The following is a 26,743-nucleotide window of genomic DNA, read 5'->3' as shown; positions in this document are numbered from 1 at the left end:
CCCAGCCCGGCCGGGCGGCACGGCGCCGCGGCGGGGTGGACGGCGCGGTCGACGGCGCCGTCGACGGCGGGGCCGACGGGGGCGGACCCGTGGGTGCGGCGAAGGCCGCGGCCGGTCGGTCGGCGTGGAGGTTGGTGGCGCCCACGTCGAGGTGGGCGGGGCTGGCGTCGATCTGCACCGCGGGCGCCCGCAGCATCGTGCCCTGCACGATGTCCCACTCCTCGGGGGCCGGCTGGACCTCCAGGCGCGGGGCGTCGAGCACCTCGTCGGGCAGCTGGCGCAGCGCCTGGGCGGTGGCCGCGGCGGTCATGCGCGTCGTGGGGTCCTTGGCCAACATCGTGGCCAGCACGTTCCACAGGGCAGGGGCCACCGGCAGGCGCGGCGGCTGCACCGACGCGTGCCGGAAGCCGACGGTGTGGGCCGTGCCGGAGCCGGAGAAGGGGGTGCGCCCGCCGAGCAGCTCGTAGAGCAGGATGCCCGCGGCGTAGACGTCGGAGGCGGCGCTGAAGCTGCCCTGCACGAAGAGCTCGGGCGGCATGTAGCCGGGGGTGCCGAGCAGGCCGGTGGCCTGCACGGTCGACTCCTGGGCCAGGCGGGCGATGCCGAAGTCGGTGAGCAGCAGGTCGCTCTCGTCGTAGTCGCCGTCGACGCCGCGCAGGAGCACGTTGTCGGGCTTGACGTCGCGGTGCAGGCAGCTCTGCTGGTGGGCGGCGTCGAGCGCGTCGAGCACGGCGGCGGTCAGCCGCACCGCGTCGCGCGCGCGAAGGGTGCCGACGTCGCGCAGGTGCTTGCGCAGGTCGGTGCCCTCGACGAGGTCCATGACGATCGCCAGCGCGTCGCCCTCGACGACGAGGTCGTGGACCTCGACGATGTTGGGGTGGTGCAGGGCGAGCAGGATGGCCCGCTCCTGGATGAAGCGCCCGACGATCTGCGGGTCGTGGGCCAGCTCGCGACGCAGCACCTTCGCGGCCACCCACCGCTCGCCGACGCGGTCCCACGTGCGCCACACGGTGCCCATCGCACCCTCGCCGAGCTCGTCGACGAGCTCGTAGCGACTGCCCAGGGCCTGACGGTTCACCGGCCCGCTCTCATCGACCGGCGGCGGCGGTCGCGAACCAGTACAGGCGCGGCGCCGCCTCCTCCTCGGTGGCCGCGACCGGGCGGACCTGCGGGTCCTGGGTGGTCGCCTCGAGCGCGACGACGGCGTCGGGCGCGAGCGCCTGGCTGTCGGCGAAGTCCAGGGCCGGGCCGGCCAGGCCGTCGGAGGCGTCCACGGTGAGCCCGGTGAGAGCCGCGGCGACGTCGGCCGGCTCGACCGACCCGGCCTCCACGGCGGCCGCCGCGAGCGCGAGCACCGCGTCGTGGCTGGCGGTGTCGGCGCCCTCGGCCACGTCGGCGAAGGGCACGCTGCCGAAGAGGTCCTGGAGCTCGGGGTCGCCGGCGGCCAGGCGCAGCGCCGAGAAGTACGACGCGGTCGCCTCGGCGCGCTCGCTCGTGCCGAGGGTGGTGGCGTCGGAGGCGTCCACGCCGACGGTGAGGAACTCCCCGGCCGGGGTGCCCCCCGCCTCGGTCAGCCCCGTGGCGAAGCCCGGGCTGAGGGCCTCGGGCGACAGCACGACCGGCGCGGTGCTGCCGCGGCCCTGGAGCGCGGCCACGACCTGGGCCTGGCTGGTGGCCGAGGCCGCGACGACCACGCTGTCGGCCGTGCCGTCCTCGACGGCGCGGGTCGCCCGGGCCACCACGTCGCCGAGGTCGTCGCCGGTGTAGTCCTCGCGGTCGGCCGAGCCGACGCCGTCCACGTCGACGCCGTCGGCGCTGACCACGAAGGGCTGCTCGAGGCCACGCTCACCCATGGCGGCGAGGAGGGCCTGGTCGACGGCGTCGCCCGAGGGGCCGGTGGCCCACACGCCGTCGGGCAGGCCGGTGAGCTCGCGCTCGTAGGGCAGCAGGAGGGGCACACCAGCCCCTGCGGCCGCGTCGACCGCGGCCTGCAGGTGCTCGCCGGTGCTGGCGGCGACGATGCCGGACACGCCGGCGTCCACGAGGTCGGCGACCGCCCGGGTCGCGCCGTCGCTCGTGCCCGCGTCGTCGACGACCTCGAGCTCCACGTCGGCCCCGCCCAGCCCGAGCCGGTACGCCGCGACGCGGGCGCCCTCGGCCGCGGTGAGGACGTCCTGGCCCTCCCCCGGCGTGGAGCGCAGCGAGACCAGCACCCCGACCCGCAACGGCTCGCCGACCTCGGCGAGGGCCCCGGCCGCGTCGAGCTCGACGGCCGGGGCGGCGCCGGCGGCACCGGACGCGGGGGCCGCGGGCTCCTCGCCGCCGTCGTCACCGCTGCAGGCGACCAGCGTGGTGAGCGCCAGGGCGGCCAGGGTCAGGCCGGCGGCGCGGCGGGCGCGGGGCGGGGTCGTGCGCACGCTCAGTCCTGGCCGAGGTGGAAGGAGTAGACCGTCAGCACGTCGCTGCCCTCGGGCACGTCGAGGCCGAAGGCCGGCAGGGCCTCCTGCAGCTCGAGCGCACGCGCCATCTGGGCCTGCTGCAGGAAGACGTCGGCCAGGGCCTGGCTGCGCACGCTGCGGAAGCGCGTGGCCCGGGCGTTGGCCGAGGAGATCTGCTCGTTGGCCACGGCGGTCTGGGTGGCCCCGGTGACCAGCGAGCCCAGGATGCCGGTGCCGCCGGACTCGCGGGTGCCGAGGTCGGCCAGGACGTTGCCGAGGTCCTCGGTCAGGCGGGACTCGGAGTCGGCGACACTGCGGTTGGCCGCCGAGACCGTCGAGTCGAGCACGGAGAGCGCGTCGCCGACGGCACCGTCGAGGGCCAGGCCCGACGCGCGGACCGTCGCGTCGAGCTGGGTGCGCTGGGCCTCGATCCGCTCGGCCCCCTGCCCGGTGATCCGGTCGGAGGTGCGCTGGGCGCCGCGGCCCAGGCGGCCGAAGAGCTCGCTGACCTTGCCGCTGGCCTGGATGCGGGCCGCGTCGGTGCCGGCGATGGCCTCGCCCAGCGCGCCGCCCGAGCCCGAGAGGCCATCGGTGATCGCGTCGATGCTGGCGTCGAGGTCGGCCTCGAGGCCGTCCTGGTTGCAGGCCACCTTGGTGTAGGTGAGGACGAGGCGGTCGACGGGCTTGCTGAGGGCGGGAGCGTCGTCGACGTCCTCGCACGAGGGTGCGGCGTAGGAGTCGCTGAGCGACACGACGCTCTCGGTGAGCTTGGAGAGCCGGCCGGCCAGGGAGCCGGCGGAGGCGTTGGTGGCGGCGGTGACGCGCTCGAGGGCCTGGTCGACGCCGCTCTGGATCGCGGCGAAGTCGACCGCCACGGCGTCCGTCGACGAGAGTCCCGCAATGCTGTCGAGGGTCGCGACGACCGGCGCGAGGCGCGCGTCGACGGCCGAGCCCGGGGTGGCGCAGCCGGCCTGGTCCTGGGCGGCCTGGATCTGGCCGGCCAAGGTCGCGTCGGCGGTGGCCGCGGGGTCCATGGCGCACACGGTGCCGCGCAGCGCGGCCAGGTCGGCCTGGAGGCTGCGGGCGGTGGCGGCCTGGGAGACGGCCTGCGCGTTGATGGTCTCGAAGCGGCGGCGCAGCCCGGAGGTGGCGTCGGGGCCGAGGAGGTTCTTGAGGTTGGTCAGCGTGACGCTCAGCTGGCCGAGGACGGCGTCGAGCGGCTCGAGGGGGTTGCCCGGGTTGGCGGGGTCGACCTGGAGCGCGGTCTTCTTCACCGACTCCACCAGGGAGGTGACCCCGGCGACCTGGACGCCCAGGTCGTCGACGAGGCTCTCGTCGAAGCGGCCGCCGAGGCGGTCGCCCAGCGCCTGGAGGACCTCGCCCTGGTCGCCGACGGCCCGGCTGGCCGCGGAGAGCACGCAGACCGCGGAGGTGGACTCCTCGGTGCAGGTCGCGACGTCGGCGGCGGAGCCGATCTGCTCGCGCAGGGAGTCGACGATGCGCTCGCTGCACTCCGTGCCGGCCTCGCCGAGGGTCTCGAGGCGGCTGGCCACGGCCACGAGCTGGCCGTAGACGGTGTCGGAGGCGAGGCTGCCGCCGAGCACGACGCCGCAGCCGCCGCCGGTGCCGGCGGGCTGGGGAGCGGGGATCCGGTCGGGGTCGCCGAGCTTGGCCTTGACGGCGTCGATGCTGCGGGCGAGCGCGGCGTTGGCGGAGTCGGTGGCGCCGTCGAGCTCGCCGCCGACCTGCTCGCGCAGGGCGTCGAGGTCGGTGGTGAGACCGCTGAGGGAGGTCGTGACCTCCTGCGAGGAGCGCTGCAGCTCGGCGATGGTGCGGGCGCCGAGCTGGTCGGCCGAGGCGCCGAGGCGGCTCTCGATCTCGCCCAGGACGCCGCTGGCCTCGGTGAGCACGGCGTTGACGTCGCCGACGAGCTGGATGGTCTGGGCCTCCATCGACACCGTGCTGCCGGCGTCGTCGGCGAAGGCCTGCTCCAGCAGCGCCGCGACCGAGGTGTCGGTGACCAGGCCGGGCTGCACGCTGAGGTCGACGTCGGGCACGCTGAGCGAGTCGGACTTCATCACGAGGCGGAAGGTCGCGCTGGGCGCGAGGCGCGGCGGGGCGAGCATCGAGGCCCACTGCACCTGGGCGGCACCGTCGGCGGACTGGCTCAGCACGCCGTTGGTGCCGTCCTCGCCACGGGTCAGCACCTGGGTCAGGCCCTCGTCGCCGAGGTCGGCGGAGGCCACGACGGTCAGGGGCGCGCCGATGAGGGCGTACTGCGTGCGCGAGACGCCCTCGGCGTCGTAGCTGACCCGCTCGGGCCGCACGGTGGTGTTCTGCACGGTGATGTCGATGACGACGCGGCCGCTCTCGCCCTCGATGTCGGACAGGTCGGTGCCGGCCCGGTCGTCGAGGCGGTAGGTCGTGGAGACGCGCACCGGGAGGTCGGCGGCGTCGGCGGCGTCGAAGTCCTGGCTCTCGCTGGCCGAGCCACCGTCGGAGTCCTGGGTGATGGTGGTGCCCGAGAGCGAGCCGATGCTGCCGTCGGGGCCGAGCTGCACGTCGACCGCCTGGAGGGTCTGCTCGGTCGCGGCCTCGGCCGAGGTCGTGGCCGCCGAGAGCAGGCCGCCGACCAGAGCGACGACCACCGCCGACTGGGCCGTGCGGCGGACCGCTCCCGGGTGGTTCCTCGCCGAGTGACGGGCGACAGACATGGCTCTCCTCGTGAGGGCGCGGCAGAGGGTCGGGCCGGCCCGTGGTGACGGTCCTGTTGCGGGGGGTCGACCCGTGGTGTGTCCACCCCGACGGGTGGGCAAACCTGGTCTAGACAGATTCCACCACGAGTCGGCGCCGCTCCGCACGCCTTCGTAAAGAATGGCGTCGTAGGGTCCGGGCATGTCGCTGACCCTCGTGGAGGCGCGCTCGCGCGCGGCCGCCCTGTCCGACCTGTCCTACGCCGTGGCCCTCGACCTCACGGGGTGGGAGACCGGCACCTTCGGCGTCGACACCACGGTGCGGCTGCGGACCACCTCCCCCGACACGTTCCTCGAGCTGACCGCGGCCCAGGACGTGACGGTGGCCGTCGACGGCGTCGCGCGGGAGCCGGCGTACGACGGGCGCCGTATCGCCCTCGCGGGCCTGCCCACCGGGGTGCCGGTGGAGGTGCGGGTCACCGCCCGGGTGCCCTACGTGAGCGACGGCGACGGGATGCACCTGGCCACCGACCCGGCCGACGGCGCGACCTACGCCTCGGCCTACCTGGGCATGGACGTCACCCAGCGGGTGCTGCCCTGCTTCGACCAGGTCGACCTCAAGGCGCCGGTGAGCATGAGCGTCACCGCCGAGGCGGGATGGACGGTGCTGGCCAACGCTCGCCCCGAGTCCCGCGAGGAGGTCGGGGGCACGGCCGTGCGCTGGCGCTTCGCCACCACGCCCCCGGTGCCGCTCGACCAGCTCGTCGTGTGCGCCGGGCCGTGGCACTCGGTCACGTGGGAGCACGCCGGCCTGCCCTTCGGGTGGCACGCCCGGGCCTCCCTGGCCGCCGACCTCGACCGCGACGCCGCCGAGCTGGTGGCCACGACCACGGCCTGCTTCGACCACTACGCCGGGCTCTTCGCGGAGCCCTACGCCTTCGACTCCTACGACCAGGTCTTCGTGCCGGGGCAGAACTGGGGCGCCCTGGAGACCCCGGGCTGCGTGACCTACCGCGACGAGCTGCTCCCCCGCGGCCGCACCACCGCGCGGGCCACCGCCCAGCGCGCCACCGTGATCGCCCACGAGATGGCGCACATGTGGTTCGGCAACCTGGTGACGATGCGGTGGTGGGAGGACACCTGGCTCAACGAGAGCTTCGCCGACTACCTGGGCTACCGCGTGGCCGAGGCGGGCGCGGGCTTCGCCGGGGCGCTGGTGGCCCACGAGGCCGGCCGCAAGCCGGCCGCCTACGACGCCGACCAGCGGCGCTCGCGCCACCCCGTCGCGCCGCTCGCCGAGGACGTCCCCGACGTCGACAGCGCCTTCGCCAACTTCGACGCCCTCTCCTACGCCAAGGGCAACTCCTGCCTGCGCCAGCTGGTCACCTGGCTGGGCGACGACGGCTTCCTCAGCGGGGTCGACGCCCACCTGACCCGTCACCGCTTCGGCAACGCCTCCCTCGCCGACCTCGTCGCCTCCCTCGACGAGGCCTCGCCGCGCGACGTGCGCGGCTGGGCCGAGCGGTGGCTGCGCACACCCGGCTTCGACACGGTCCTCGTCGAGCGACCCGAGGAGGGCGGCGACCCCCTGCTGCGGCGAGAGGGCGTGCGCCCCCACCGGCTGCGGGTCACGGCCTACGACGAGCACACGTGGGCCGAGGTCGCCACGCGCCTGGTCGACCTCGAGGACGACCCGGTGCGGCTGGAGGGCTGGGGCGCCCACGTGGTCGTGCCCAACGCCCACGGGGAGACCTTCGCGCGGCTGCGCCTCGACGCGCGCTCCTGGGACGCGGTGGCCGCCGGGCTGGGGTCGGTGCCCGACCCCCTGACCCGCGCGGTGCTGTGGGCCACGGCCTTCGAGCGGGTGCAGGCGCGCGACCTGCCGGTCGACGACTACCTCGCCCTGGTGGCGCGCCACCTGCCGCTCGAGCACGACGTGGCCCTGGTGCAGGCCGTGCTGCGCCGCACCCTCGACACCGTGGTCGTGCGATCGGTGCCGCCCGCACGGGCCGCCGAGGCGGTCGAGACCGTGGCCGCCGCGTGCCGCGCAGGGCTGGCCGCCCTGGCGCAGGGCGGCGCGTCCGACGGCGCGGCGGGCCTCGAGCGGGCGATCGTGCTCACCGAGGGGCTGGCCGCCACCAGCCACGACCCGGGACTCCTGCGCGAGTGGCTCGACGCGGGTCGCACCGCCCAGGGCGTCGAGCTCGACCCGGCCCTGCGCTGGAGCGTCGTCGCCCGTCTCGCGGCGCTCGGCGCCGCCGACGCCGCGCTCGTGGCGGCCGAGCGGCGCGCCGACCCGAGCGTGGCCGGCGAGCTGGGGGCCGCCGCGGCCCTGGCCGCGCGCCCCACCGCCGAGGCCAAGGCGGAGGCCTGGGCCGCCGCGGCCGACGACGACCGGGTCTCGAACCGGATGTTCGAGGCGCTCGTGGGCGGCATGTGGTCACCGGAGCAGGCCGACCTGCTCGCGCCGTGGGTCTCGCGCTACCTCGAGCAGGGGCCGCTGCTGGCCGCCCGCCGCGGCCAGGCCTTCGGCGCGGTCGTGGGCCTGCGCTCCTTCCCCCGCGTGGCGCTCTCCCCGGCCCAGGTGCAGCAGCTGGAGACGGCCCTGACCGGGTCGCTCCCGACCGTGCTGCGCCGGCACTGGGAGGACCGGCTCGACGACCTGCGTGCGGGGGCCGAGGGCCCGAGCACCTAGATTGTCCCGATGATCGAGGCGACGGGGCGGGGCGCATGAGCGAGCAGGTCAGGGCCCTGGTGGCCGAGGTGCAGGGACACCTGGAGACCCTCAGCGCCGACCCGGGGCGCGACGAGGCGCTCTACGACGACCTGCGCGCCCGGCTCAACGACGTGCCCTCCGAGGAGCGCACCAGCGCGTGGCGGCGCACCAGCGTGCTGCTCGACCTCGCCTTCCGCAAGCGCGCCAGGCGCGCCCACGCCCAGCTGTCGATCATCCGGGAGAACCACCGCAAGGCCGACACCCTCGACCGCTTCGACGTCTTCTGGGCCCGCTGCGTCGCGCTGCTCGACGGCTGGACCCTCGGCGGCCACGGCTACCGCCGCGCACTGCGCGACCAGGGACCGGCGGTGTGGGCCGACGTGGCCGAGCTGACCGCGCTGCTCGACGCCGCCGGCCACCGGGCCTTCGCCAACTCCGGCACGCTGCTCGGGCTGGTGCGCGAGGGCGACGTCATCGCCGCCGACGACGACGCCGACCTCGGCGTGCTGCTGCCCGGCGGCACCCTCGCCGAGGTCGTCGCGGCCTGGGCCGACCTGCGCGCGCGGCTGGCCGCCGACGGCGTCACCGACGCCGACTTCGAGCAGCGCAACGCCCTGCACTCCAAGGTCATCGGGGCCCGCGGCACCCGCATCGACCTCTTCCCGGCCTGGGTGCTCGAGGACCGCGCCTGGGTCTGGCCCCACACCGCGGGCGACGTGCCGGCGGCCGCCCTGCTGCCCCTGGCCTCGCGCGAGACCTCCGCGGGCACCGTGCCGGTGCCCGCCGAGCCCGAGCCCTTCCTCGAGAGCAACTACGGCGCGGCGTGGCGCCGGCCCGACCCCACCTGGGAGTTCGACTGGGCCCGGGCGCGCACTCGCTTCCCCGACTTCGTGGCCGCCCACCCGGAGTTCGCCGAGGACGTCACGGAGTGAGCACCGGGCGGGTGCTGTGGCTGCACTGCGGGGCGTTCAAGACCGGCTCCTCGCGCATCCAGACCCACGCCTGGGAGCAGCGCGACGCCCTGCTCGACGCCGGCTGGCTCTACCCGCGGGCAGGGCTCTCGCTCGACGAGCCCGAGGTGGGGGTGCGTCACACGCCGCTGGTCTACCGCTGGCGCGACCGCCCCGCCTGGGAGGCCCTGGTCGACGACCTGGTCGCGGAGGTCGTGGCCTCCCCCGCCTCCCGCGTGCTGCTGTCGTCGGAGGCCTGGAGCCGCCCGGGGGCCGAGGACTCCCTCACCGCGCTGCTCACCCGGCTGCGCGACGCCGGCGCCGTGCAGGAGGTCCGCGCGGTGGTCTACCTGCGCAACCGGCTCTCCTACGCCCGCAGCCTGCACCGCGAGCTGGTGCGCCGCCGCGCCCACGTGCGCGACCTCGACGACTTCGTGGCCGGCGAGCAGCGGCTGCTCGACCCCGTGGCCGCGCTGCGCGCCCTGCACGCCGCGCTGGACGCGGTCGGCGGCAGCCTCGAGGTGCGCTCCTACGAGCAGGCGCCCGACACCGCCGCCGACCTCTTCGCCCACCTCGGGCTGCCCTTCGACCCCGGCCCCCACGCGCGCACCAACACCGGGCTCGACGCCTGCGAGACCGAGGCGCTACGCCAGCTCACCCAGGTCGCCCCCGAGACCCGGCCGGCCTGGCCCGGGCTGGAGGCCGTGCTCGCCGCCGCGGCCGTGCCGGTGGCGCTGGAGCGCACCGCCTGGAGCGAGCGGGTCTCCCCCGGCCGGCTCGACCTCGCCCCCGACGAGCGCGCGGAGCTGGCCCGCCTCACCGGCTGGGACGACGCACGTCTCGACCTGCTGCTGCGCACCGACGAGCCCGGCCACCGCGACGTCACCGCCCTCGCCGGCCTGCTGCGCGGGCTCGTGGTCGACCACGTCGCCGCCACCCACGAGGAGGTCGTCGACACCGTCGTGCGCCCGAGCCCCGCCGTGAGCGCCCTCGAGCTCGACGCCGGCGACCTGCTCGCCCCCGAGGTCCGCGTCAGCGGGCTGCTGCTGCTCGCCGCGGGCGTGCCCGCCGACGGCACGCGGCTGCTGATCGTCTCCGACGAGGGCGAGCAGGAGGCCGACACCGGGCGGGCCTCGGCCGGCTTCGGGCGCCGCCACCCCGACCGCCCCGAGGCCGGCGCGGCGCGCTTCGCCGTACGCCGGGTGCGCTGGGGCTCCGGGCGGCGCCTGTCGCTGGTGCTCGCGCTGGCCTCGGGTGAGCGCCACGAGCTGGCCGAGCTGCGCCGTCGCTGGCAGCCGCGCTAGCGGGTCCAGTCGATCGCGCCGTGCTCGGCCAGCAGCCGGGCGCCGCGCGCGGGGTCGTGCTGGGCCACCCAGGCGATCCGGCCCCGCAGGTGCTCGGCGAAGGCCGGCACCTGGTCCCGGTTCTGCGTGCTGGGTCCGTGGCGGCGGCAGTTGTGCAGGATCGCGCGCAGCAGGTCGACCTCGTGGCGGGCCACGCGCGGGCGGTCGTTGACGACCAGCCCGGCCAGGCTCTGACGCCCGGCCCGCGGCAGCACCGCCGTCTTGCGGGGGTTGAGCCGGAAGCCCTCGTCGCGCACGACCTCCTCGACGGCGTCGAGGAGCCGGCTGGTGCCGCGGCCCCAGCCCGCGTCGCCCGAGAAGGCCAGGTCGTCGGCGTAGCGGGTGTAGCGACCGCCCCACGCGGCGGCCAGGGCCGTGAGCCGTACGTCGAGCCCGAAGGCCGCGAGGTTGGCGGTGGCCGGCGAGGTGGGGGCGCCCTGCGGGAGGTGGGGTGCGGCGAGGCGGCGCCCGAGGCGCCAGTGGGCGTCGAGCAGGCCCGGGTCGGCGGGGCGCGGGACCCCGCGCCAGGCGGCCAGCGGCAGCACCGCGGTCGTCAGCCCGGCCAGCGCGTGGGCGACCGGCTCGGGGTAGCCCGCGGTGCGCCAGATCCCGTGCACGCGGCCGACGGTGACGCTGGCGAAGAACGACTCGAGGTCGAGGCGGAGCACCACGGGCCGACCGGCGTGGGGCGCGGCGTGGGAGCGCACCGAGCCGCCGGCGCGGAAGCCCCGGGCCGCGTCGTGGGGCGGCACGAGCCCGAGGGCCTCGTCGAGCAGGCGCCGCTGGAGGCGGCGCAGGCGGGGCTTGGGCGCCTCGAGCACCCGGATGCCCCCGCTGGCCGCCACCCGGTGGGAGACCCGGTAGTGCTGCAGCGGCGCCTCGCCGGCGGTGCGCGCCCAGTGCTTGGGGTCGGCGAACCAGTCGAGCTCGCCGACGTCGAGCTCGAGGAGGGCGGCCAGGTCGGCCAGGTCGTGCAGCACCGGCAGGCGCCAGCGGTTGGTGAGCATCCGCGTCGGCGACACCGGCCGCGCCACGGGACGCGCCCGTCCGGCCCGGGCGGCCGCGGGACGGCTCGCCACCAGGGTCGCGAGCTCGCGCGGGCGGTCGAGCGGCGGGCGCGGGTGCAGGGCCACGACCTGGCGGGCCAGCGACGTCAGCCAGTGGGGGCGGCGCCCGAGCACGGCGGCGCCGCTGGCCACCAGCCCCTCGGTGCTCCACTCGCCGGCGAGGAACCCCGCGGCCAGCGCCCTCGCGAGGTCGGGTCTCACCGGCCCGACCCGGTGGCGGCGCTCGAGGAGCCGGGGTGCGGCAGCGTGGCTCGACCTGTCCCGTCGTGCGCGCGGGGTCCTGCAGCGGAGCGCAGCGACTCGCGCGCGGTGCCGTGCCCGGACGTGCCGGTGGTCCCCGGGGTAGCCCCGGGGAGGCGGGCCGGTGTCACGCACCGGTCCACCGTCTCGAGGTCACGCTGCCGCACGCCGCGACCCTAGCCGCGACGCCCCGGGGGCTGGCTCAGGCGTGCCCGTCGAACATCGAGGTGACCGAGCCGTCCTCGAAGACCTCGCGGATGGCGCGCGAGACCAGCGGGGCGATCGAGAGCACCGTGAGCTTGTCGAAGTGTCGGTCCTCGGGGATCGGCAGGGTGTTGGTGACGATGACCTCGGCGGCCGGGCTGTTCTTGAGCCGGTCGACGGCGGGGTCGGAGAGGATCGCGTGGGTCGCGGCGATGATGACGCCGGCGGCCCCGTCGGCCATGAGGGCCTCGGCGGCCTTCACGATGGTGCCGCCGGTGTCGATCATGTCGTCGGTGAGCACGCAGATCTTGCCGGCGACCTCGCCGACGACGCGGTTGGCGACGACCTCGTTGGCCACGTCGGTGCGGCGGGTCTTGTGGATGAAGGCCAGCGGGGCCCCGCCCAGCTTGGCCGACCAGCGCTCGGCGACCTTGATCCGCCCGGCGTCGGGCGAGACGACGCACAGCTGCTGGTCGCCGTACTTCTCCATCACGTAGTCGGTGAGGATCGGCAGCGCCATGAGGTGGTCGACGGGGCCGTCGAAGTAGCCCTGGATCTGGTCGGCGTGCAGGTCGACGGCGATCAGCCGGTCGGCGCCGGCGGTCTTGAAGAGGTCGGCCATCAGGCGCGCCGAGATCGGCTCGCGGCCGCGGTGCTTCTTGTCCTGGCGGGCGTAGCCGTAGAACGGCATGACCACGGTGATCCGCTTGGCCGAGGCGCGCTTGAGCGCGTCGACCATGATCAGGTGCTCCATGATCCACTCGTTGATCGGCGCGGTGTGGCTCTGCAGCACGAACGCGTCGCAGCCGCGCACCGACTCCTCGTAGCGGACGTAGATCTCCGAGTTGGCGAACTCGTAGGCCGAGGTCGGCACGAGGTCGGTGCCGAGGATCTCGGCCACCTCCGCCGCGAGCTCGGGGTGGGCCCGCCCACTGAAGACCATCAGGTTCTTCTCGGTGGTCTTCTTCATTCCGGTCACGGCGCTGCCTTCGTCTCGCGGGAAGGGGGACGACGAGCAGTCTGGCCCAGACCGGCCCCGCTCCCCAACCCCGGGTCCATCGTGGTCCTCGGGCGTGTGCGACACCTCTCGTTCACCCCGGCGACGCCTCAGGGCCCCTCGGGCCGCGCCGCCTCCGCGGCCTCGGCCTGGGCGGTCCCGGCGCGGCGCTGCCGGGCCCAGCCCTCGATCACGCGCAGCGGCCCGGCGCTGACCGCGAGGGCGCCGGCGGGCACATCGCCGCGCACGACGGTGCCGCCGCCGGTGGCGGCGCCGTCGCCGATGCTCACGGGCGCGACGAAGGTGTTGTTGGAGCCCGTGCGGGCGTGGCGGCCCACGGTGGTGCGGTGCTTGGCCACGCCGTCGTAGTTGGCGAAGATCGTGCCGGCGCCGATGTTGGTGCCCTCGCCGATCTCGGCGTCGCCGACGTAGGACAGGTGGGGCACCTTGGCGCCGTCGCCGAGCACGGCGTTCTTGGTCTCCACGAAGGCCCCCACCTTGGCCTCGAGGCCGAGCCGGCTGCCGGGGCGCAGGTAGGAGAACGGGCCGACCGTGGCGCCGGCCCCGACGACGGCCAGCTCGCCGTGGGTGCGCACGACCCGGGCGCCCGTGCCGACCTCGCAGTCCTTGAGCGTGGTGTCGGGGCCCACCACGGCGTCCTCGGCGACGACCGTGGCGCCCAGCAGCTGGGTGCCCGGGAGGATGGTCACGTCGGGCTCGAGCACCACGTCGGCGTCGATCCACGTGGTCTCGGGGTCCATGACGGTGACGCCCTCGCGCATCCAGCGCTCCACGATGCGCCGGTTCAGCTCGCGGCCCAGGGCGGCCAGCTGCACGCGGTCGTTGGCGCCCTCGGTCTGGCGCACGTCGTCGATGGCGTAGGCACCGACCATCATCCCGCCGTCGCGGGCGATCTGGACCAGGTCGGTGAGGTAGTACTCCCCCTTGGCGTTGTCGTTGCGCAGCCGGGGCAGGGCCTCGACGAGGAAGTCGCCGTCGAAGGCCATGATCCCGGAGTTGATCTCGCCGATCTCGCGCTGCTCCGGGGTGGCGTCCTTCTCCTCGACCACCGCGACCACGTCGCCGAGCGCGTCGCGCACGACGCGGCCGTAGCCGAACGGGTCGGGCACCAGGCCCGAGAGGATGCTCACCGCGCGCTGGGCGGCCTCGTGGTCGGCGGCGAAGCGCCGCAGCGACTCCCCGCTCAGCAGCGGGGTGTCGCCGTAGGCGACCAGCACCGTGCCCTGCGGGCGCGCCTGCGCCGCGACCAGGGCGTCGACCGCGACCCGCACGGCGTGGCCCGTGCCGTGCTGCTCCTCCTGCACCGCCAGCACGGCGGAGGGGTGGATCGAGGTGATGTGGGGCCCGACCTGCTCGCGCTGGTGGCCCACCACCGCCACGACCTGGCGTGGCTCGAGCGCGCCCACCGCGGCCAGGACGTGACCGATCATCGAGCGACCCCCGATGGGGTGCAGGACCTTCATGGTCTTCGACCGCATCCGGGTGCCGCCGCCTGCGGCGAGGACGATGACGGTGACGTCGTTCAACGGTGCCTCCATGCTCCCCGGGTAGGAGTCGAACCTACGTCGCTAGTCCTGATTCAAAGTCAGGCGGGCCCTGCCGGCAGACCAACCGGGGATAGGTGCCACAGGGTAGGGCCCCCGCCGAAGAGCGTCACAACCTGCCGGTCTCGCTACGGTGGCCGGGTGGACCTGCCCGTGATGCCGCCCGTGCGGCCGATGCTCGCCAAGGCCGTCGACGGCGTGCCCGACCCCGCCGCCCAGGGCGGGCTCTCCTTCGAGCCCAAGTGGGACGGCTTCCGCTGCCTGGTCTTCCGCGACGGCGACGAGGTCGAGTTGACCTCGCGCAACACCAAGCCCCTCACCCGCTACTTCCCCGAGGTGGTCGCCGCGGCGCGCGAGCAGCTCCCGCCGCGCTGCGTGCTCGACGGGGAGCTCTTCGTCGCCTCCGGGGGCCGGCTGCAGTTCGAGGTGCTCCAGGAGCGCATCCATCCCGCCGCCTCCCGCGTCGAGCTGCTCTCGACGACCACCCCGGCCTCCTTCGTCGCCTTCGACCTGCTCGCCCTGGGCGAGGAGTCCTACGTCGACCGCCCCTTCCGCGAGCGCCGCGCGGCGCTCGAGCAGGCCCTCGCCGGCCTCGTCGGCGGCGGCGGGCCCTGCCACCTGACCCGCACCACCACCGACCGCGCCGAGGCCCAGGGCTGGTTCGAGCAGTTCGAGGGCGCGGGCCTCGACGGCGTGGTGGCCAAGCCGCTCGGCGCGGCGTACGTCGAGAACGGGCGCACCATGCTCAAGGTGAAGCATGTGCGCACCGCCGACGTGGTGGTGGCGGGCTACCGCGAGCACAAGACCTCCACCCCCGAGGCGCCGCTGCTGGGCAGCCTGCTGCTGGGCCTGTGGCACGAGGGCCGCCTCCAGCACGTCGGGGTCAGCGCCAGCTTCACCGCGGCGCGCCGCGCCGCGCTGGTCGAGGAGCTGCGACCGCTCGTGTGTCCCGTCGAGGAGCACCCGTGGGGCGAGTGGCAGGAGTGGGCGGTCGCCAACCCCGACCGGGTGCCCGGCACCCAGAGCCGCTGGAGCGCCGGCAAGGACCTGTCCTTCACCCCGCTGCGCCCCGAGCGGGTGCTGGAGGTCAAGTACGACCACATGGAGGGCAGCCGCTTCCGCCACACCGCCCACTTCCTGCGCTGGCGCCCCGACCGCGACCCGGCCTCCTGCGGCTACGACCAGCTCGAGGAGCCGGTCGGCTACGACCTCGACAGCGTGCTCCAGGGCTGAGCGGGGACCACTCCCGCGGACCACTAGAGTCGCAGGATGACGCAGACCCCGGGCGGCGCACCCGCCGACGAGACCGTCCACCCCGACTACGACGTCGTGCTGCTCGTCGAGCAGGCGCTCAGCGCCGCCGACGCCGCCCAGGTCAGGTCGCTGCACGAGGCCCTCGAAGAGCCGGTGGTCTACCACGTGCTGCTCCCCGTCGACGACGCCCCGGCCCGGGTGCAGGCGGCCATGGGCTCCCTCGGCGGCGCCGAGCCGCTCGCCTCGCCCGCCGTGGTGCTCGACGAGGACGACCTCGAGGTCGTCGAGCAGGAGGCGCTGGGTCGCAGCGAGCGCGAGCTCGCCGACACCCTGGCCCACCTGCGGGCCTCCGGGGTCACCGTGCACGGCGAGCTGGTCACCGCTCCCCCGGTCGACGCCCTGGCCGCCAAGGTCGCGGCCGTCGACGGCCGCGAGGCCATCATCCTCACCAGCTCCCACGTCGTCGCGGAGTTCTTCCACGTCGACTGGTCCTCCCAGGCCCGCCGCAAGCTGGGGGTGCCGGTGCTGCACCTGCTCGAGCACGAGACCTTTGACGAGCAGGCCGGCGGCGGCGAGGGCGCCACCCTCATCTGAGCCACCCCTCCCCCGCCCGACCCCCGATTTTGTTGCCGAACTGTGGATTTCGCTTGGACGTCCTGTTCGCCCGCCGGCCGTAGTGTTCTTCTTGTCGGAGCGGTCCGGGGGGACCGACACCGACAACCACGATCCGAAGCGACGCAGCACCGCGATTCTGGGGGGAACGCGGTCACGACGCCGAGGTGAACAGGTCCGGGACTCCGGGGGGAGTCCGACAGGTCGCCGGGGGGCGACCAGGACCAAGATCAGAAGACCCGCTCGGCCACCGGCCGAGCGGGTCTCTGTCTTCTCAGGGGCCTGTCTCTCCAGGGGCCTGTCTCTCCAGGGGCCTGTCGTGTCAGGGGAGCACCGCGGCCCGGACCACCATCACGTCGGGCAGGTCGCTGACCACCGGGCGCCACGTCTCGCCGCAGTCGAGCGACCCGAAGACGGTGCCGTTGCGTGCGCCGACGTAGAGCCCGGCGCGCTCGTGGGTGTCGGTGCACATCGCGTCGCGCATCACCGCGACCCAGAAGGGCGCGGGCAGGCCCTGGCCGTGACCGGTCCAGGTCTCCCCCGCGTCGCGCGAGCGCCACACCAGCGCGCGGCCCTGCGGCGGGAAGCGGCCGTCGCCGCCGCCGAGGGGGAAGACGAAGAGCGTGTCGGGGTCGTGGGGGTGCACGACCACGGGGAAGCCGAAGTCGGAGGGCAGCCCGTCGGCGATCGAGGTCCACCGGGTGCCCTCGTCGTCGGAGCGGTAGACCCCGCCGTGGTTCTGCAGGTAGAGCCGATCGGGGCGCGCCGGGTGGCGGGCCACCTTGTGGACGCACTGGCCGAACTCGGGGTACTGCTCGCCCTCGGGCAGGAACTCCGCGCGCAGCCCCTCGTTGGCCGGCACCCACGAGGCGCCGCCGTCGCGGGTGCGGTAGACCCCGCCCGTCGAGATCGCGGCGACCAGGGAGTCGGGGTCCTCGGGGTGCGGCAGCAGGGTGTGGAAGGCCTGGCCGCCGAAGCCGGCCCCCCACCGCTCGCGGTGGGGGTGGTCCCACAGCGCGTCCACGAGCACGAAGCTCTCCCCGCCGTTCTGCGAGCGCCACACCGCCCCCGGCTCGGTGCCGGCCCAGACCACGCCGGGTGCGCTGCCCGCCACCAGCTGCCAGACCCGCTCCACGGCGGCCTCGCGCCGCTCCTCGAACCGCACGCCCCCGTCGGGACCGGCCTGCCAGGTGGCACCCAGGTCGTCAGACCAGGTCACGCGGGGACCCAGCCACATCGAGGAGGCGCCGGCGAGCAGCCGCACCCGGCCCTCACGGGTGTCGACCAGGCAGGAGTAGACCTCGTCGGTCTCGACGTGCGGCCCCGTGAAGCGCCACTCCTCGCGCTCGGCGTCGGAGCGGCCGATCCACAGCCCCTTGCGCGTGCCCACCATCAGGACGGTCTCGGACATGCTCGGATTCCTCTCGTCGACGGGTCGGTCACTACCGTGACCCGGTGAGCGGGCGGAAGTCATCGGTGCGGCGCGTGTCGACCTCGCCCGTGCTGCTCGTCCTGGTGGGCATCGCCTCGGTGCAGCTGGGCGCAGGGGTGGCCAAGAGCCTCTTCGACGAGGTCTCCCCCACCACGCTGGTGTGGCTGCGCCTGGCCTCGAGCCTGCTGATCTTCGCCGCCGTCGTGCGCCCGCGCCTGCGCGGCCACAGCCGCGGCGACTGGCTGGTGGTGCTCGGCTTCGGCCTCGCGCTCGGCACCATGAACTGGGCGATCTACCAGTCCTTCGCGCGGATCCCGCTCGGGATCGCGGTCACCATCGAGTTCGTCGGGCCGCTCAGCCTCGCGCTGCTCGGCTCGCGGCGGGTGCGCGACCTGGCGTGGGTGGGCCTCGCCGCCGCCGGCGTGGCGCTGCTCGGCCTCGACACCGACGGCGTCACCTGGGCGGGCGCCGGGTTCGCGCTGCTGGCCGGCGCCGCGTGGGCGGCGTACATCCTGCTGAGCGCGCAGACCGGACGGCGCTGGGAGGGCGTCGACGGCCTGGTGGTCGCCAGCCTCGTCGCGACCCTGCTGCTCACGCCGTACGTCGTGGGACCGGGGCGCGGCGACCTCGACAGCGCCTGGGTCCTCGCCGTCGGCGCGGCGGTGGGGCTGCTCAGCTCGGTGGTGCCCTACAGCTGCGAGCTCGTGGCGCTGCGCTCGCTGCGCCCGGCCGTCTTCGGGATCCTGATGAGCCTGGAGCCGGCCGCGGCGGCGCTCGCCGGCATCGTGGTGCTCGGCGAGCTGCTGAGCGCACCGCAGTGGCTGGCCATGGCGTGCGTGGTCGTGGCCAGCATCGGCGCCACCCGCAGCGGGCGCCCGCTGCCGGCGCCCGTGCCCGACTGAGGTCTGACACGGTGTCGCGGGCACGGTTCATCCCCCCGACACACGGCCTTGACGTGGTCGTCGCGCCACCGCACTAGGGTCGGGGCCACCGCACCACCCAGGATTCGTCAGCAGGAGCCGCCCATGCGCACCCGGATCCCCCACCAGGTCCTCCAGCCGCTCGCCCGCGCCCGTCGCTGGCCGGTCGAGGCCCAGCAGCGGGCCTGCCGCAACGCGATGGTCGCGAGCACCGCCCTGGCCCGCACCCGCGCCGAGCGCGACGACGTCGAGGAGTTCTTCGCCGCCCGCGCCCGGGCCGCCGAGCCCGACCCCGACGCCCGGCACGCCTGACCGCGCGTCGCACGTCACGCCCCGCGCCGCGCGATCCTGCGGCATGATCGGGTCATGCCGATCTCCCGCGCCCGCACCGGGACCGCCTCCTCGCTGAGCTTCCACGAGGTCCTCTCAGACGACGGGACGCGCCTGCGGGCGTGGACCAACGACCCCGAGGGCGCCTTCCCGGGGCCCACCGTGCTGCTGTGCAACGGCCTGGGCACCAACCCCTGGTCGTGGCCGGCGCTGCTCGAGCCCGACTGCGGCGTGCGGGTCATCTCGTGGAACCACCGCGGCACCGGTGGCTCGGCCCGCCCCGTCGACACCGACCGCGTCGGCATCGAGGAGTTCGTCGAGGACGGGCTGTCGGTGATGGACCACTTCGGCGTGGACCGCGCGGTGCTCATGGGGTGGTCGATGGGCGTCAACACGATGTACGAGCTCGCCTTCCGCCACCCCGAGCGGGTCGCCGGGCTCTTCGCCGTCGCGGGCGTGCCCGGCGACACCTTCGCGACCATGCTCGGCCCGCTGCACCTTCCCCACCCGCTGGCGCGCCTGCTCACCGTCAACGTCTCGCGCGCCATGCGCCTGGCCGGCCCGCTGCTGACCCCGATCTCGACGCGACTGCCGATCGGCGAGAGGGCCGTGGCGCTGCTCAGCCACAGCGGCTTCATGCTGCCGGTGCACGACCTCGAGGCGACCGCGCTCACGGTCAAGGAGTTCCTCACCACCCCGCTGGGCTGGTACTTCCACCTCGCCCTGCGCACCTCCGAGCACGGGCGGGTCTCGCTGCGCAACATCCGCGTGCCCGCCGCCTTCGTCGCCGGCACCTGGGACGTGCTGGCCGGCGCCCGCGACATGGCCAGCGCCGCCGCCCGCATCCCCGGCGCCACCTACACCGAGATCGCCGGCAGCCACTTCCTGCCCCTCGAGCACCCCGACCGGGTCCACACGCTGCTGCGGGAGTTCCTCGCCACCGTCGAGGGCAAGGCACCGCGGCGCTGAGCGGCCACGTGCCGATCTGGCTCCAGGCCGGGGGGTGGGGGCTCGTCGCGGGCGGGGCCCTCGTGCTCGGCGCGGCGATCGCGTGGTTCGTCACCGTGCCCCGCGCCGTGGTGGCCACCGTCATGGCCTTCGGCTCCGGCGTGCTCATCTCGGCGCTGGCCTTCGACCTCGTCGAGGAGGCCGAGGCGGGCGGCGGTCTGGGGGCCACCGTGCTCGGCTTCCTGGGCGGCGCCGCCGTCTACACCCTCGCCAGCGCCGCCCTGGCCCGGCGGGGTGCTCGGCACCGCAAGCGCTCCGGTGACCAGCAGCCCAGCGAGGAGGAGCAGCAGGGCAGCGGTGCGGCCATCGCCGTCGGCGCCCTGCTCGACGGTGTGCCCGAGTCGGTCGTGCTGGGCCTGAGCCTCCTCGGCGGCCAGGGCGTCGGGGTGCCCGTGCTAGCCGCGATCGTCATCTCCAACCTGCCCGAGGGCCTCTCCAGCGCGTCGGGCATGCGCCGCAGCGGGCGCTCCGCGCGCTACGTCTTCGGGGTCTGGGGCGGCATCGCCGTGGCCAGCGGAGTCGCGGGCCTGCTCGGCGCGCTCCTGCTGGGAGGGGCGCCCGCAACGCTGATCGCGGTCATCACCGCGCTGGCCGCCGGGGCCATGCTCGCCATGATCACCGACACGATGATCCCCGAGGCCTTCGAGAGGGCGGGCACGTGGACGGGCGCCGTGGCCACCCTCGGCTTCGTCGTCGCCTTCGTCCTCGACCGCGTCTGACCCGGTCCGGTCAGCCCTGCGGTGCCACCTCGGCAGGGGCGACCCGGCCGGTGACGAGGCTGCGCCGCGCGGCGCGGCGCAGGGTGGTCAGCACGGCGGGACCTAGCACCAGCACGGCGACGACGTTGGTCACCGCCCGCACGGTGTCCCACCCGGCCGTGGAGGTGAGCAGCGTGTAGACCACGAAGGTGTGCAGGTTCTCCAGCACCGGGGCGCCCGGCTCGAAGGCCAGCTGGAGCTCCTGGCCGGGCACGTAGACGCCGGTCAGGAAGGGCCAGCTGGAGAGGTTCATCAGCAGCCCGTAGACGTACGCCGCGACCGCGGCGTAGACCGCCAGCAGCACGAGCTCGCCGCGGCCCGTCACCCGTCGTGGCAGCAGCCCCGCGCCCATGCCCACCCAGGCCGAGCAGATCATCTGGAAGGGCAGCCACGGCCCGACGCCCGCGGTGAGCAGCGCGGAGGCGAAGAGCGAGGTGCAGCCGAGCACGAAGCCGAAGCCCGGCCCGAAGACCCGCCCGGCCAGGATGATGAGGAAGAAGACCAGCTCCACGCCGCCGGTGCCCGGGGAGACCCCCCGCACCACGGCCACCACCGCGCTCAGCACGCCGAGCACCGCCAGCACCCGGGGGTCGAGACCGCCCTCGCTGACCTCGGCGAGCACCACGGCCACCACCACCGGCAGCAGCACCAGGAACACGAACGGCGGGTCGACCCGCTCGCCCGCGGGGGCGTCGAGCAGCAGCGGCCACAGCAGCATGAGCAGCCCGGCGACGCCGGCCACGACCAGGACCGCCGCCGTGCGCCGCGAGACCGGCACCGCGGCGGGCCGCGCCGGCTGCGGGGCGCGCACCCGCGGGGTCGTCGAGGAGCTCACGCCGTCACCGGCTCGCCGGGGCCGGCGGCCAGCGCGGCGACGACCTCGTCGACGCGCAGCCAGGGCGCGCCGAGCACCTTGGTGACCTGCGGGGCGAAGGCGGGCGACTCGGCCACGACCCGGCGCACGGGGCCGGCCGAGACGACCTCGCCCTCGGCCAGGACGACCACGTCGTCGGCGGCCTGGGCCACGAACTCGACGTCGTGGGTGGCCACCAGCACGGCCTGACCGCCCGCGGCGAGGTCGCGCAGCACCCGGGCGAGCACGTGCTTGGCGGCGTAGTCGAGACCGCGGGTGGGCTCGTCGAGCAGCACGACGCGGGGCCGGGCCACCAGCACCACGGCGAGCGCGAGCGCGAGGCGCTGGCCCTCGGAGAGGTCGCGCGGGTGGGAGTCGTCGGGGATGCCGGGCACGAGGCGGTCGAGCAGCGCGCGGCAGTCGCCCGGGGCGCCGTCGACGTCGGCGGCCGCGCACTCCTCGGCCACGGTCTCGAGGTAGAGCAGGTCGGCGGCGGTCTGGGGCAGCATCGCGACGTGCCCGCGGCGCCGGTCGGCCGGCAGCCGGCCGGTGTCGACGCCGTCGACCTCCAGGTCGCCGCCGCGGCGGGCGCGGCTGCCCTGGAGGGTCCACAGCAGGGTCGACTTGCCGGCGCCGTTGCGCCCCATGAGGCCGACCACGCGTCCGCCGAGCAGGGTGAGGTCGACCTCGCGCAGGGCGACGGTCTGGCCGTGGGCCACGGTCACCCCGCGGGCCCGGGCGGCGCGCGCGGCGTCGGGGGCGACCGGGGCCGGCGCGGCCGGCGGCTCCGCGAGGCGCTCGCGCAGCGCCCGCACCCGCCGCCGGGCGTCGCGCACGCTCAGCGGGAGCGGGTCCCAGTCGGCGGCGCGGCCGAGCTCCACGAGCGGGGGCGCGACGGGCGAGGTGGCGAGCAGCTCGGAGGGCTCCCCCACCCGCACCCCACCGTCGCCGGTGAGCAGCACCATCCGGTCGGCGAAGGGCACGACCCGCTCGAGGCGGTGCTCGGCCAGGAGCACCGAGACCCCCAGGTCGTGCACGAGGCGCGTGAGGGTGGCCAGCACCTCCTCGGCCGCCGTGGGGTCGAGGGCGGAGGTGGGCTCGTCGAGCACCAGCAGCCGCGGGTGCATCGTGAGCACCGCGCCGATGGCGACGCGCTGCTGCTGGCCGCCCGAGAGGGTGCGCAGGTCGCGCCCGCGCAGGTCGGCGATGCCGAGCAGGTCGAGGGTCTCCTCGACCCGGCGGCGCATGGTCTCGCCGGGCAGGCCGAGCTGCTCCATGCCGTAGGCCAGCTCCTCCTCGACGGTGTCGGTGACGAAGCCGGCGGCCGGGTCCTGCCCGACGTAGCCGATGGCGTGGGCGCGCTCGCGGGGCGGGTCGTGCACGATCGAGCGGCCCTCGAGCAGCACGTCGCCGGAGAGCACCCCGCCGGAGAAGCGCGGCACCAGGCCGGTCACCACCCCGAGCAGGGTCGACTTGCCCGCGCCGGTCGGGCCCGAGACCAGCACCAGCTCGCCCTCCTCGACCTCCAGGTCGACGCCGTGGAGCACGGGCCGGGCGGCGCCGTCGTAGGCGAAGCCGATGTCGCGCAGCGCGATCACGCCGTCACCACCCGGGGGGCGGTGACCCGCGTCGGCGGGCTCGCCACGGCGCCCAGCAGCGCCACCCCGGCGCCGAGGAGCACCGCCAGGCTCACCGTCGGCACGGCGTCGAGGCGGGGCAGCGCCACCAGCGGCTGGTGGCGCGCGACCCACTGGCCGAGCACGGCCACGACCACGCCCGCGGCGACCACGAGCAGCTCGGGGGTGCGCCAGCGGTCGGGGCGGTAGCGCGAGCGCTCCACGCGCCGGCCGGCGCTGACCGTGCCGAGCACGGCCACCGCGACGCCGAGCAGCAGCATCGGCGTGGCCAGCCAGCGGGGCGCCTCCTGGTCGAGGCCGGCGTAGACGCCGACGCAGACCCCGCACAGGCCGGTGAGCATGAGCGCACCCGTGACCCGGCGACGCGCCGGCGAGGCGTCACCGGAGCGGCCGTAGCCGCGGGTGTCCATGCCGGCGGCCAGGGCCAGGGAGCGCTCGAGCGCGTCCTCCAGCACCGGCACCAGGAAGCGGCGCAGCGACCCCACCCGCCCGGCCGCGGGCGCCGCGCGCAGCGACTGCGCGGCGCGCACCCGCTGCACGCTGTCGGCCAGCTGGGGCAGCACCGAGACCGCGACCACGAGCGCCGTGCCGACCTCGTAGAGCGCCGGGGGCACCGAGCGGAGCAGCCGCTTGGGGTTGGCCAGGGAGTTGGCCGCGCCCACGCAGATGACGATCGTGGCCAGGCGCAGGCCCTCGTAGGCGCCGGCGAGCAGCGACTCCAGCGTCACCGGCCCGAGCAGGACGATGCCGGCCGCGGCCTCGGGCAGCGGCACCGCGGGCAGGTCGAGCAGCACCGTGCCGTTGGACCCGCCGCCGAAGACGACCCGGAACACCACGCGGATGACCACGATGGCGACGCCGAGCCACACGTAGAGCCGGAACGACGCCCCCCACGGCTGGTCGGAGCGGCGCAGGCCCACCGCCAGGGCCGCGACCCCCACGAGCAGCAGCAGGCTGAGCGGGTTGGTGGTGGCCGAGGCCGCCACGGCGAGACCGATCGCCCACAGCCACCAGGCCACGGGATGGAGGTCGCGCGCGAGACGGCCGCGGCTCACGCCTGCGGCCCCCCGGCGGAGCGGCGGCGTACGGCGAGCACGACACCGGCCACGGCCAGCAGCCCGGCCACGGCGCTCAGCCCCACCCACGCGGGCAGGCCGTCCGCGTCGGCGGCCGCATCGGCGTCGTCGGCGGAGTCGGCGGCGGCGTCGGCCAGCACCTCGGCGCCCGAGGGCTCGGCCGAGCCGCTCGCCGAGGGGCTCGGCGACGCGGAGGCGTCGTCGCGCTCGCCCCGCCCGCCGCGACTCTCGCGCCCGGGACGGTCCTCGTCGCGGGCGCGCTCGTCGGGGCGCCGGTCGCCCGATCGCGCGGAGCGGTCGGACCCGGCCGCGCCGGTCGTCTCGGACGGGCCATCGGGGTCGGCCGTGGCGCTCGGCGCCGGGGTGGCCGCGGGCGCTGAGGGCGCGGGGCCACCCGCGCCGCCGTCGGCCGAGCCGCCGCCGGAGCCCCCGGAGCCGCTCCCGCCGGAGCCGGCGCCGCCTCCGGAGCCACCCGCGGGCTCGTCGTACCGGGCCGGGGCGACACCGGGCTGGTCGCTGCCGCTGCCGTCGACCCACGCGAAGGCGACCGAGCCGCCCTCGGGCACGGTGAGGCCGGAGACGCCGCGGGTCGCGTAGGTCCACGAGCCCGACGTGCCGTCGGAGACCCACAGCGACCAGTAGGCGGTGGCCGGCGGGGTGCGCTGGCAGGTCTGCTCGGCGGGCTTGCCCTGCACGGTGCAGACGAAGTCGCCCTGGCCGGCGACGTAGGCCAGGTCGACGCCGGCGGCCTCGAAGACCTCCTGGGCCGAGTCGCCCCCGCCCCCGGGCACGCAGAGCTGGGCGATGCCGCCGCCGAGCTCCTTGAAGTCGACGACGGCGCTGGCGCCCTCGCCGCCGGTGCACGACGCGGCCGAGGCCGGGGCCGGCACCAGCGCGGGGCCCGTCGCCACCGCCGTCAGGACGGCGGCGGCGACGGCACGCAGGACGGTGTGGGCGCGCACGGTCAGCGCACGACCCGGACGGTGGCCTCGCCCGTGCGGTCGGCGAACTGACCCTTCGCCCGGAGCGTCGCGAGTCCCAGCGCCCCGCTGACGCGCACCTCGGTGACGACGCGGCCCTCCTCGTCGGCGCGGGCCACGCTCTTGGAGCCGCGGAACGTCACCACGGTGCGCTCCCCGGGCACGAGACCGGAGACGGTCACGACGTGGGACCCACCCCGCTCGGCGCGCCGGGCGGTGTCGACGCCGAGGGTCTTGGGGCCGAGCACACGCACGTCGACGGAGCCGACGACGCCGCTCTCGCCCCGCACCTCGTAGGTGGCGGTGCCGGCGCGCTCGGGGCTGACGGTGAGGCCGACCGAGCCGTCGCGACCGGCGGTGGCGCCCGCGGTCTCGCCGCGGCCGGCGCCACTGCCGGTGAGGCAGAGCTTGGCGCCCGGGGCCAGCCCGGTGACCTCCACGGTGAGGGCGCGGCCCTTGCGGGCGAGGTCCTTCGCGGCGACGGCGTCCTCGCCGGTGTCGGTGGAGGAGGCCAGCGCGGGCGCGGCCTGGGCGGTGGCGCGCAGGAACTGGCCGCGGTCGGCGGGGCGGACGCCGTCGGTGCGGGCGCCCTTCAGGGCCGTGTCGTCGTAGGCCACGGCGCCGAGGTCGGCGTCGTCGAAGCGGTTGCAGTCGCCGACGCCGGCGACCTGGCGAGCCCGCAGCCAGGCCGCGGCGTCGGCGGCGGCGCCGGCGCTGGCCGCGCCCACGCCGAGGTCGGCGAGGTCGCCGAGGGCCCAGCCGGCCAGGCCGGTGCTGTTGGCGTTGCCGGGGAAGGCGGTGGCGTCGGTGCCGGAGTCGAAGGAGCCGTTGGCGTTCTGGAAGCCCGCCAGCCAGGCGGCGGCGTCGGCCAGCGCGGCGTCGACCTCGGCGTCACCCGCCTGGGGCAGCAGCGACAGCACCGCCTGCGCGGTGGCGTCGACGCTGGCGTCGGCCCCGCTCCCGCAGGCCTGGTCGGTCGCGGTGGCCGGCGCGAAGTCCTGGCGGAAGAAGCCGGCCCCGCACTGCTGGAGCAGCAGGAAGTCGGTGGCGGCGTCGGCCTCGTCGCTGCCCGCGGCCTGGAGGCCGCGCACGGCGAAGGCCTGGCCCAGCGTGTTGGCGAAGTCGCCGGTCGGGTCGGGCTCGCCGTCCTTCGTGGCGACGTCGGCGATGCGCCCGGCGGTGGCACCGGTGTCGGCGGTCTGGGCCTCCAGCGCGCCGACGAGGTCGATCTGCTCGACGGTGGCCGGGTCGACGCCCGCGGCCTGGAGGCCCACGAGGGCCTTGGCCACGGCGCCGGCCGCGCGCCCGGCGTACTGGGCGCCGTCGAAGGGGTAGGCGTAGTCGGTGTAGACCGTGGGGTCCTCGGCGACGGCCGCGGCGATCGCGTCGACGGTGGCGTCCTGCCCGCCGACGGCGGCCAGCGCGAGCTCGGCGTCGATGGACAGGCCGTAGTCGGTGAACGGCGCGCCGAAGCTGCGGTAGGTCAGCAGCCCGTCGTCGACCTGGCCCGCCAGCCAGTCGCCGGCGCTCTGCGCGGCGACGGGGTCGAGGTCGCCGGCGGCGGCCTGGGCCGGGGTGGTGAGGCCGGGCACCGCCAGCAGGGCCAGGGACAGGACGGGGGCGGCGGCGAGGGCGCTCGCGCGGCGCAGGGGGTGACGCATGGGGTTTCC

Annotated in this window: 21 protein-coding genes and 1 tRNA gene; 9 read left to right on the top strand and 13 right to left on the bottom strand. The window is 76.0% G+C overall.

The window, feature by feature from the left end:
• The 3 genes from LPA27_RS10365 to LPA27_RS10355 all read right to left on the bottom strand — a co-directional run.
• The coding region (locus LPA27_RS10365) for a serine/threonine-protein kinase (protein ID WP_228942368.1) at positions 1-1,078 on the bottom strand (1,078 nt) is incomplete at its 3' end.
• A 10-nt stretch (positions 1,079-1,088) separates the two neighbouring features.
• Positions 1,089-2,417, bottom strand: a complete 1,329-nt coding sequence (locus LPA27_RS10360; RefSeq protein WP_228942367.1) for an ABC transporter substrate-binding protein — start codon at positions 2,415-2,417, stop codon at positions 1,089-1,091.
• A gap of 2 nt (positions 2,418-2,419) precedes the next feature.
• Positions 2,420-5,152, bottom strand: a complete 2,733-nt coding sequence (locus LPA27_RS10355; RefSeq protein ID WP_228942366.1) for a hypothetical protein — start codon at positions 5,150-5,152, stop codon at positions 2,420-2,422.
• A 181-nt stretch (positions 5,153-5,333) separates the two neighbouring features.
• Here LPA27_RS10355 and pepN point away from each other — a divergent pair, with 181 nt between their 5' ends.
• From pepN to LPA27_RS10340, 3 genes are read left to right on the top strand one after another with little or no spacing between them, the layout of a single operon-like run.
• Positions 5,334-7,826, top strand: coding sequence for an aminopeptidase N (pepN, locus tag LPA27_RS10350; protein WP_228942365.1), 2,493 nt, complete (start codon positions 5,334-5,336; stop codon positions 7,824-7,826).
• A gap of 35 nt (positions 7,827-7,861) precedes the next feature.
• The gene (locus LPA27_RS10345; protein WP_228942364.1) at positions 7,862-8,779 is read left to right on the top strand and encodes a hypothetical protein; all 918 of its coding nucleotides are present in this window, start codon (positions 7,862-7,864) and stop codon (positions 8,777-8,779) included.
• On the top strand, positions 8,776-10,101 hold the full coding sequence (locus LPA27_RS10340) for a hypothetical protein (protein ID WP_228942363.1): 1,326 nt from the start codon (positions 8,776-8,778) through the stop codon (positions 10,099-10,101). Before LPA27_RS10345 ends, LPA27_RS10340 begins: the two co-directional genes overlap by 4 nt.
• On the opposite strand, the gene LPA27_RS10335 is transcribed toward LPA27_RS10340, so the two are convergent.
• The 4 genes from LPA27_RS10335 to LPA27_RS10320 all read right to left on the bottom strand — a co-directional run bounded on the left by LPA27_RS10335 (position 10,098) and on the right by LPA27_RS10320 (position 14,287).
• On the bottom strand, positions 10,098-11,408 hold the full coding sequence (locus LPA27_RS10335; protein WP_228942362.1) for a reverse transcriptase family protein: 1,311 nt from the start codon (positions 11,406-11,408) through the stop codon (positions 10,098-10,100). The two genes, LPA27_RS10340 and LPA27_RS10335, sit on opposite strands and share 4 nt — an antisense overlap.
• A gap of 241 nt (positions 11,409-11,649) precedes the next feature.
• Entirely contained in the window at positions 11,650-12,621 is a 972-nt protein-coding gene (locus LPA27_RS10330) for a ribose-phosphate diphosphokinase (RefSeq protein ID WP_056863781.1), read from the bottom strand.
• Positions 12,622-12,758: 137 nt separating this feature from the next.
• Complete coding sequence (gene glmU / locus LPA27_RS10325; RefSeq protein ID WP_056903634.1) at positions 12,759-14,207, bottom strand: bifunctional UDP-N-acetylglucosamine diphosphorylase/glucosamine-1-phosphate N-acetyltransferase GlmU; 1,449 nt, start codon at positions 14,205-14,207, stop codon at positions 12,759-12,761.
• A 1-nt stretch (position 14,208) separates the two neighbouring features.
• A tRNA-Gln gene (locus tag LPA27_RS10320) sits at positions 14,209-14,287 on the bottom strand.
• Between the two features lie 67 nt (positions 14,288-14,354).
• On the opposite strand from LPA27_RS10320, the gene LPA27_RS10315 reads away from it, so the two are divergent.
• Positions 14,355-15,446: an ATP-dependent DNA ligase gene (locus LPA27_RS10315; RefSeq protein WP_200920033.1), complete on the top strand. Its 1,092-nt coding sequence runs from the start codon at positions 14,355-14,357 to the stop codon at positions 15,444-15,446.
• A 36-nt stretch (positions 15,447-15,482) separates the two neighbouring features.
• Positions 15,483-16,061: a hypothetical protein gene (locus LPA27_RS10310; protein WP_056863779.1), complete on the top strand. Its 579-nt coding sequence runs from the start codon at positions 15,483-15,485 to the stop codon at positions 16,059-16,061.
• A gap of 340 nt (positions 16,062-16,401) precedes the next feature.
• Here the strand turns inward: LPA27_RS10310 and LPA27_RS10305 are convergent, their stop codons facing one another.
• Positions 16,402-17,490 carry a WD40/YVTN/BNR-like repeat-containing protein gene (locus LPA27_RS10305; RefSeq protein ID WP_228942361.1) on the bottom strand — a complete coding sequence of 363 codons (1,089 nt, stop codon included), beginning with the start codon at positions 17,488-17,490 and terminating at the stop codon, positions 16,402-16,404.
• Positions 17,491-17,534: 44 nt separating this feature from the next.
• On the opposite strand from LPA27_RS10305, the gene LPA27_RS10300 reads away from it, so the two are divergent.
• The 4 genes from LPA27_RS10300 (at position 17,535) to LPA27_RS10285 (ending at position 20,488) form a co-directional block, all read left to right on the top strand.
• Positions 17,535-18,413 carry an EamA family transporter gene (locus tag LPA27_RS10300; RefSeq protein WP_056863777.1) on the top strand — a complete coding sequence of 293 codons (879 nt, stop codon included), beginning with the start codon at positions 17,535-17,537 and terminating at the stop codon, positions 18,411-18,413.
• Positions 18,414-18,536: 123 nt separating this feature from the next.
• Positions 18,537-18,743, top strand: a complete 207-nt coding sequence (locus tag LPA27_RS10295) for a hypothetical protein (RefSeq protein WP_056863776.1) — start codon at positions 18,537-18,539, stop codon at positions 18,741-18,743.
• A 54-nt stretch (positions 18,744-18,797) separates the two neighbouring features.
• Positions 18,798-19,730 carry an alpha/beta fold hydrolase gene (locus LPA27_RS10290; protein WP_056863775.1) on the top strand — a complete coding sequence of 311 codons (933 nt, stop codon included), beginning with the start codon at positions 18,798-18,800 and terminating at the stop codon, positions 19,728-19,730.
• A gap of 8 nt (positions 19,731-19,738) precedes the next feature.
• The gene (locus LPA27_RS10285; RefSeq protein WP_228942360.1) at positions 19,739-20,488 is read left to right on the top strand and encodes a ZIP family metal transporter; all 750 of its coding nucleotides are present in this window, start codon (positions 19,739-19,741) and stop codon (positions 20,486-20,488) included.
• A 10-nt stretch (positions 20,489-20,498) separates the two neighbouring features.
• On the opposite strand, the gene LPA27_RS10280 is transcribed toward LPA27_RS10285, so the two are convergent.
• The 5 genes from LPA27_RS10280 to LPA27_RS10260 are packed head-to-tail and all read right to left on the bottom strand — an operon-like array spanning position 20,499 to position 26,734.
• Positions 20,499-21,362: an ECF transporter S component gene (locus tag LPA27_RS10280; protein ID WP_228942359.1), complete on the bottom strand. Its 864-nt coding sequence runs from the start codon at positions 21,360-21,362 to the stop codon at positions 20,499-20,501.
• On the bottom strand, positions 21,359-22,978 hold the full coding sequence (locus LPA27_RS10275) for an ABC transporter ATP-binding protein (RefSeq protein WP_056863773.1): 1,620 nt from the start codon (positions 22,976-22,978) through the stop codon (positions 21,359-21,361). The genes LPA27_RS10280 and LPA27_RS10275 overlap by 4 nt, the downstream gene beginning before the upstream one ends.
• Entirely contained in the window at positions 22,975-24,072 is a 1,098-nt protein-coding gene (locus LPA27_RS10270) for an energy-coupling factor transporter transmembrane component T (RefSeq protein ID WP_228942358.1), read from the bottom strand. The genes LPA27_RS10275 and LPA27_RS10270 overlap by 4 nt, the downstream gene beginning before the upstream one ends.
• Entirely contained in the window at positions 24,069-25,055 is a 987-nt protein-coding gene (locus LPA27_RS10265; RefSeq protein WP_228942357.1) for a hypothetical protein, read from the bottom strand. Before LPA27_RS10265 ends, LPA27_RS10270 begins: the two co-directional genes overlap by 4 nt.
• 2 nt (positions 25,056-25,057) lie before the next feature.
• Complete coding sequence (locus LPA27_RS10260) at positions 25,058-26,734, bottom strand: hypothetical protein (RefSeq protein WP_228942356.1); 1,677 nt, start codon at positions 26,732-26,734, stop codon at positions 25,058-25,060.
• Positions 26,735-26,743: the final 9 nt, after the last annotated feature.

The organism is Nocardioides sp. Leaf374, from assembly GCF_916862475.1.
Taxonomy (GTDB): domain Bacteria; phylum Actinomycetota; class Actinomycetes; order Propionibacteriales; family Nocardioidaceae; genus Nocardioides; species Nocardioides kribbensis.
Note: the sequence above shows the minus strand (reverse complement) of the source record. Positions and strands in the feature narration are given on the sequence as shown.